Source organism: Streptomyces tricolor, from assembly GCF_002155905.1.
GTDB lineage: Bacteria > Actinomycetota > Actinomycetes > Streptomycetales > Streptomycetaceae > Streptomyces > Streptomyces tricolor.
This window is the reverse complement of record NZ_MUMF01000341.1, coordinates 1-7,651: the sequence shown is the minus strand read 5'-3', so window position 1 is coordinate 7,651 and position 7,651 is coordinate 1. Positions and strand designations below refer to the sequence as shown.

Below are 7,651 nucleotides of genomic sequence, written 5' to 3'. Positions count from 1 at the left end.
CGGCTCACCGAGATCGTCGGCAGCTCCCACGAGGGCGTCGACCAGGCCATCCGCAACGGCATCGAGCGCGCCGGCCGGACGCTGCGCAATCTGGACTGGTTCGAGGTGACGCAGATCCGCGGCCAGCTCGAGAACGGGCAGGTCGAGCACTGGCAGGTGTGCCTCAAGGTGGGCTTCCGCATCGAGGACGGCGAGTGACCGCCGTCCCCGTCAGGTCCGGCCCTCCCGCTCCTGCGCGTCCCGCAGCGCGGCCGACTTCGCGGCCCAGCGGGCCCGCACGACGGTGAAGCCGGCGCGCTCGGCGTCGTCGCACACCAGCTCGTCGTCGTCCACGAGCACCCGGATCTCCCGGTCCCGGGCGAGCCGGCGCAGGATCTCCAGCTTGGTGAACCGGGCCGGCCTGCGGTCGGCGTTGCTCCGCATGTACACCCGTCCCTCGGGCAGGCCATGGGCCGCGAGCCAGTCCAGGGTGTCCCGGCGGCACCGCTCGGGACGCCCGGTGAGGTAGCGGACCTCGCACGCGCGGGCGCTCTCCAGGGCCAGCGCCACGCCCTCGGCCAGCGGCGGGTCCTGTGGCGCGGCGGCGAAGAACCCGTCCCAGTCGCGCGGCCGGCGCTCCAGGAAGTGCTGGCGGTGGGCGGTGTCGGCCAGCGTGTTGTCCAGGTCGAACACGGCGAGCGGGCGCTTGCTGCTGTCGGTCACACCGGCCACCCTAGCCAGCCGCCCCGGCCGGCGCGCGGGCCCCGGCAGCCTCCGCTCCTCGCCGGCCCGGCCGGCCGGCCGTACGGTACGTGCCCGCGCCCTGACCGGGCGTGGCCGCGGGAATCCCGCGCCCGCCACGGCGTTGAACCCTGCGTGAGCAGCACAGTGATCAGCCGGACCCGGTTCTCCGTCCTCGACCGCTCCCGCACCCGCGAGGGCCGCCCGCCCGCCGAGGCGCTGCGGGACACCGTCGCCCTGGCCCGGGAGGCGGAGGCGCTCGGCTACCACCGGTTCTGGGTCTCCGAGCACCACGGCGTGCCCGGGGTCGCCGGCTCCGCGCCGACCGTGCTCGCCGCCGCGGTCGCCGCGGCCACCCGCACCATCCGGGTCGGCACCGGCGGGGTCATGCTGCCCAACCACCGGCCCCTGGTCGTCGCCGAGCAGTTCGGGGTGCTGGAGGCGCTGTTCCCGGGGCGTATCGACATGGGGCTCGGCCGCTCCGTGGGCTTCACCGACGGGGTGCGCAGGGCGCTCGGCCGGGACAAGGACGATGCCGAGGACTTCGCGGCGCAACTCGGGGAACTGCTGGACTGGTTCACGGGCAGCTCGCCGACCGGAGTGCACGCCCGCCCCGCCGAGGGCCTGACCGTGCCGCCGTTCGTGCTGGCCATGGGCGAGGGCGCGCGGATCGCGGCCCGTGCGGGCCTGCCGATGGTCATCGGTGACCTCCGCAACCGCGAGAAGCTGCTGCGCGGCATCGACCAGTACCGCTCCCAGTTCCGCCCCTCCCCGTGGGCCGCCGAGCCGTACGTGGTGATCTCCGGCACGGTCGCGGTCGCCGGCACCGCCGCCGAGGCGCGCCGGCTGCTGGTCCCCGAGGCCTGGTCGATGGCGTACTCCCGCACCCACGGCACCTTCCCGCCGCTCGCCCCCGCCGAGGCGGTCGAGGCCCGCACGATGACCGCGCGGGAACGGGACCTGTACGAGGCCGGTCTCGCCGGGCACATCGCCGGCACCGAGGAGCAGGTCGCCCACGAGCTGGAGACGGTGCTGAAGGAGACGGGCGCCGAGGAGGTGCTCGTCACCACCAGCACCTACGACCGTACGGCCCTGCTGGACTCCCACCGGCGGCTGGCCCGGCTGTTCGCGCCGGGCCGGTGAGCGGCCCGAGATGCGATCCCGGCCCGGGCCGGTGACCCTGGGAGGGCAAGCCTGAAAGCGACGAGGAGGGCTGCCATGTCCGTCATGGACAAGCTCAAGAGCCTGCTCAAGGGTCATGAGAGCACGGCCGACAAGGGCATCGACAAGGGCGGGGACTACCTCGACCAGCGCACCGGGAACAAGTACCAGTCGCAGGTCGACACCGCGCAGGACAAGGTGCGGGACGAGTTCGGCACCCGGCAGGACCGGGACACCCCTCCGCAGGCGTAGCGCCGGGGGCGGGATAGAGTCTCCCCCCGATGCACAGCCCCCATGATCCGTACGTCCGCGTCCGCGGCGCCCGCGAGCACAACCTCAAGGGCGTCGACGTGGACATCCCCCGTGACGTACTGGCCGTGTTCACCGGCGTCTCCGGCTCGGGCAAGTCCTCCCTGGCGTTCGGCACGATCTACGCCGAGGCCCAGCGGCGCTACTTCGAGTCGGTCGCCCCGTACGCCCGCAGGCTGATCCACCAGGTGGGGGCCCCGAAGGTCGGCGAGATCACCGGGCTGCCGCCCGCGGTCTCGCTGCAGCAACGCCGCGCGGCCCCCACCTCGCGTTCCTCGGTGGGCACGGTCACCAACCTCTCCAACTCGCTGCGCATGCTGTTCTCCCGCGCCGGCAGCTACCCGCCCGGCGCCGAACGGCTCGACTCGGACGCGTTCTCGCCGAACACGGCGGCCGGTGCCTGCCCCGCGTGCCACGGCCTCGGACAGGTCCACGACACCACCGAGGACCTGCTGGTCCCGGACCCCTCGCTGTCCGTCCGCGAGGGTGCCGTCGCCGCCTGGCCGGGCGCCTGGCAGGGCAAGAACCTGCGGGACATCCTGGACACGCTCGGGTACGACGTGGACCGGCCCTGGCGCGAGCTGCCCGCCGGACAGCGGGAGTGGATCCTGTTCACCGACGAGCAGCCGGTCGTCACCGTGCACCCGGTCCGGGACGCCGACCGCATCCAACGGCCGTACCGGGGCACGTACATGAGCGCCCGCCGGTATGTGCTGAAGACCTTCTCCGACACCAGGTCGCCGACCCTGCGGGCCAAGGCGGAACGGTTCCTGACCAGCACGCCCTGCCCGGCCTGCGGCGGCAGCCGGCTGCGGCCCGAGGCGCTCGCGGTGACCTTCGGCGGCCGGACCATCGCCGAGCTGGCCGCGCTGCCGCTGACCGACCTCGCCGGGCTGCTCGACGGCGGCTCGGAGACGGCCCGGGTGCTCACGGCCGATCTGCGGTCCCGGATCGCGCCGGTGGTCGAGCTGGGCCTCGGCTATCTCAGCCTGGACCGGGCCGCCCCCACGCTCTCGCCGGGCGAGCTGCAACGGCTGCGCCTCGCCACCCAGTTGCGGTCCGGGCTGTTCGGCGTGGTGTACGTGCTGGACGAGCCGTCCGCCGGGCTGCACCCGGCGGACACCGAGGCGCTGCTGACCGTGCTGGAGCGGCTGAAGGCGGCCGGGAACTCGGTGTTCGTGGTGGAGCACCATCTGGAGGTGGTGCGCGGCGCGGACTGGGTGGTCGACGTCGGCCCGGGTGCGGGCGAGCACGGCGGGCGGGTGCTGTACAGCGGACCGCCGGCCGAGCTGGCCTCGGTCGAGGGGTCGGCCACGGCCGTGTTCCTCTTCGACGAGTCACCCGGGCCGGCCCGCGAGATCCGACAGCCGCGGGGCTGGCTGACGGTGGGTCCGGTGACCCGGCACAACCTGCGCGGGGTGACGGCCGGGTTCCCGGTCGGCGCGCTCACCGCGGTCACCGGGGTCTCCGGCTCCGGGAAGTCCACGCTCATCGGCGAGCTGACCGAGGACGTGCCGGGCGTCGGCCGGCTGGTCCGGGTCGACCAGAAGCCCATCGGGCGCACCCCGCGGTCCAACCTGGCCACCTACACGGGCCTGTTCGACGTCGTACGGAAGGTGTTCGCCGGCACCGAGGAGGCGCGGGCGCGCGGGTACGGGGTGGGGCGGTTCTCCTTCAACGTGGCGGGCGGACGCTGCGAGACCTGCCAGGGCGAGGGGTTCGTCAGCGTGGAGCTGCTGTTCCTGCCGAGCACCTACGCACCCTGCCCGGACTGCGCGGGCGCCCGCTACAACCCCGAGACGCTCCAGGTGACGTACCGGGGGCGGAGCATCGCCGACGTGCTGGACCTGACCGTGGAGGCCGCCGCGGAGTTCTTCGCGGACGCCCCGGCCGCCGCCCGCAGCCTCGGCGCGCTGCTCGACGTGGGCCTCGGCTATCTGCGGCTCGGCCAGCCGGCCACCGAGCTGTCCGGCGGGGAGGCGCAGCGGATCAAGCTGGCGAGCGAACTCCAGCGCGGGCGCCGCGGCCACACCCTGTACCTGCTGGACGAGCCGACGACCGGACTGCACCCCGCCGATGTGGAGGTGCTGATGGACCGGCTGCACGGGCTGGTCGACGCCGGGCACACGGTGGTCGTGGTCGAGCACGACATGACGGTGGTCGCGGGCGCCGACTGGGTGATCGACCTGGGCCCGGGCGGCGGCGACCGCGGCGGCCGGATCGTGGCGTCCGGCCCGCCGGACCGGGTGGCCCGGGCGGAGGGCAGCGCGACGGCACCGTATCTGGCGCGGGTCATGCCCTGAGCCACCCAGCGACACCGCCCCCGCCGTCCGTCGGCCGGACCCGGTGTCAGTGGTCCTCTCTATCCTGAGCCGCAACGAGAGTTGAAGCCGGGGAGGACACATGGGGGTCGACGGCGGCCGGATCGCTGCTCGCGGATTCCAGTACCAGTACTTGCGCACGGTGGAGGCGCTGCTGGCCGGGCTCGACCACGAGGCGATCACCGCGTGCCGGGTCGAGGGGCCGACGGTTTCGACCACGGTCGCCCATGCCGACTCCGTCGACTTCGACATGGTCGACCAGGCGGGCAACTCGCTGCTCGCGGTGCAGGTCAAGAGCGCGGGCCCGACGCGTGCCGTCCGGGCGCGGGAGGCCGTGGCGGTCCTCGTGCACCTCATCACCGGCTTCGAGGCCCGCGCATACCGGTTGATCACCTCGGCCTCCCCCGACGAGAAGTGCATGCGTCTCGCGGAAGCACTGCGGCGGTACGGCTCGGACACCGCCGCTCTGCAAAGAGAGATCAAGGCGCTGCTGGAGCGGTCCCCTGCCGCCTGGGCGCTGTGCGAAGCTCTGTCGCCACAGCAGTGGGACCGGCTCGGCCGAGCCCGGATCGAGTTCGACCCGCGCAGTGATGCGCAGCTGCGTGAGGATCTCAACGAGACGCTCCGAAGCCGGCGGAGTCGAAGCGGTCTCGGGCTGTCCAACAGGTCCGGCGGTCTCGTCCTGGGCTACCTGGTGGCCGAGGTCATGCGCCGGGCGGCCGATCCCGGCTCGGCGTACTGGCCGGTGGCCGACTTCCAGCGGTTGCTGCTGACCGAGGACGAGGAACTCTTCGCCGCCGCGGGACGGCAGGACTTCGGCCTGCTGTACGGCCCCGTGCCGCCGACTCCCGAGGTGTCACGGTCGGACCTGCTCGACCGGGTCGAGACGCTGCTCACCCCTCCCGCCCATGACTCCGGCAGCGTACCCGTCGCTGTGCTCACCGGGCTGTCCGGCCTGGGGAAGTCCAGTCTGGCCGCTGCCTATGTCGCCGAGCACGCTTTTCGCTACGACGCCGTCTTCTGGGTCGAGGCGGAGACGGAAGAGGCACTGATCTCGTCGTTCGCCCGGATGCTGGGTCACCTCACGGGCGCGTGCGGGCCGGTGGAGGTGACCGACCCGCGGCTGCTGCGTGAGCGCGTGCATGCGCTGCTGCAATCACTGGCCGGGCCGTGGCTGATGGTGTTCGACGACGCCACTGCCAGGACCACCCGGGCGTGGATCCCCCGCCGGGGGCGCGGCGCGGTCGTCGTGACCTCGCTGGGCGGCAACTGGCGCGAGGCCCGGGGCATCGTCGAGCTGGCTGCCATGCGGCCCGCTCAGGCGGCGGAGTTGGTGCGGTTGCGCCTGGGGCTCTCCGAGAGCGAGGCGGCGCTTCACGACCAGGCGGTCCAGCACCTGACGCAAGCGCTGGAATGCTGGCCGCTGGCGATCGAGGTGGCCTGCGGCTACCTCGTCAGCTGCGGGATCGGTGTGTCGCGGCTTGCCGTCTATGCCGACACCCTGCTCCAGCGGGCCGCCGACGACGAGGAGGCGGTTCCCCCCGGCTATCCCCGGACGCTGGCGGCCGCGGTCGCTCTCAGCGTCGAACGTCTGGTGGACAGTGCCCGTTCCAGAGACCTGGTGGAGCCCACGCTGGCCGCGCTCGCGGCACTGTGCCGGCTCGCCCCGCGTCGCGTACCCGTCCACCTGGCCCTGGCCTGCGCCTTGATCGGTACCGAGCACCTTCCGCCGTCCCCCGGCTGGCTGGTGTTCGACGAGGCGGAGCACCCGGTCCGCGAGGTGTTCCGCGAGCTGACCAACGTCTCTCTGGTGCGCCGCGACGAACCGCTGCCCGCACGCCAGGAAGCCTTCCCGGGCAGCGAGGACACCGTCTCGATGAACGCGGTACTTCAGGTGATCCTCGCTCGGCACCTTCAGCTGTCACGGACGGCGTCGCGCGCCCTGCCGCAAGCGGCCGGCCATACCAACAGATGGCTGCTGGGAGCGATCGAGACCGGCCAGGCGGACCGCGCCTGGGAGCTGTCCCAGCATGCCACCGCCCTGGTGCGGCACATCGAGGACGCCGATGTGGCGGATCTCCACACCTGCCTGCTCATGGGGAACCTGGCGGCCTTCCACCTCGCACACGGCCAGTACGAGACCGCGCGACAGCTCCTGGAACAGGAGTCGGTGCGGCTCGCCCGGGCAGGCGACCCCGACCCCGGGGTGACCGCCCAGGTCGAGTCCTTGCTGGCCCACATCGCACAGCTGCGTCAGCCGGCTGATGCCGCCGACCGCATAGCCGACCGGGCCGACCGGGTACTCACCTATCTGCTCGCACAGCCCACGCCTCTCACGCCGGCCGCGGTCGACCTGGCGACCAGTACGGCACTGGTCGTGCAGACCCAGTTGCGCATGGCTCACCACCCACGGCTCGCCGCTCTCCTGGAGATGTTCACCTCCGTGACGGACGCCGCGCCGGACACGGAGAAGTCGCAGGCCGCCCGCGACCTCATGCACATCTCGGAGCTGCTGAGCGAGGGAGAGAGCGAACGTGCCGAACACTCCGCGACCGTGGCGCTTGCCGCGACGCGCCCCTGGACGGTGTCCGCGTCCGAACTGAGACGTCTGCTCATCGAGGCGTACGTCCGGCAGGACAAGTGGCAGGAGGCCGATGCGGCCCTCACCGATTTCCTTCCCTGCACCGGACCGCATTCCTTGCACGGCTTCTCCGTGCACCACCTCGTGCACAACGCCGGCGGCGCCAGCGCCTGGCAGTGGGTGACCACGGGTGATCCGCGGGCCGTCGCATTCCTCGGACGCCTGCTGGAAGAGACGGGCATCGACGAGAGTCCGGCGCTGGAGACGGCGACCGATCACGCGCGCTTCCTGCTGCTCCGGGTGGTCCACGGCATGTGGCGGGCGTACAGCTCGAACGAATTGGGCTCGGCTCCGCTGGACCTGATGCGGCAGCTGACGGACAAGACGTTCACCGAACCGTACGACCCCGACAACGTGTGGGAGCGCATCTACGACGGGCTCCTGCCGCGCGTGTCGATCATGGCCGGCGACCTCCTGCACCACAACCACCAGGCGCAGAGCGAAACCATCATCAGCAGCGCCGGTGAGGAACTCCTCGCCGACCCGATGATGCGCGCCG

General features: G+C 72.7%; 6 protein-coding genes. 5 read left to right on the top strand and 1 reads right to left on the bottom strand.

Features of this window, described 5'->3' with window-relative positions; all coding sequences use genetic code 11:
• Window positions 1-198, top strand: a 198-nt coding sequence (locus tag CCN44_RS23960; RefSeq protein ID WP_086699424.1) for a dodecin, incomplete at its 5' end; no start/stop codon positions are given.
• 12 nt (window positions 199-210) lie between these two features.
• On the opposite strand, the gene CCN44_RS23955 is transcribed toward CCN44_RS23960, so the two are convergent.
• Window positions 211-702, bottom strand: coding sequence for a phosphatase domain-containing protein (locus CCN44_RS23955; RefSeq protein ID WP_059246674.1), 492 nt, complete (start codon window positions 700-702; stop codon window positions 211-213).
• A gap of 153 nt (window positions 703-855) precedes the next feature.
• Here CCN44_RS23955 and CCN44_RS23950 point away from each other — a divergent pair, with 153 nt between their 5' ends.
• From CCN44_RS23950 to CCN44_RS23935, 4 genes are all read left to right on the top strand, one after another.
• Window positions 856-1,863, top strand: coding sequence for an LLM class flavin-dependent oxidoreductase (locus CCN44_RS23950; protein ID WP_086699422.1), 1,008 nt, complete (start codon window positions 856-858; stop codon window positions 1,861-1,863).
• Between the two features lie 75 nt (window positions 1,864-1,938).
• Window positions 1,939-2,133 (top strand): antitoxin, encoded by a 195-nt coding sequence (locus CCN44_RS23945; protein ID WP_059246672.1) that lies wholly within the window; start codon window positions 1,939-1,941, stop codon window positions 2,131-2,133.
• Window positions 2,134-2,162: 29 nt separating this feature from the next.
• Entirely contained in the window at window positions 2,163-4,493 is a 2,331-nt protein-coding gene (locus tag CCN44_RS23940) for an ATP-binding cassette domain-containing protein (protein ID WP_059246671.1), read from the top strand.
• Window positions 4,494-4,593: 100 nt separating this feature from the next.
• Window positions 4,594-7,651, top strand: a 3,058-nt coding sequence (locus tag CCN44_RS23935; protein ID WP_086699419.1) for an ATP-binding protein, incomplete at its 3' end; no start/stop codon positions are given.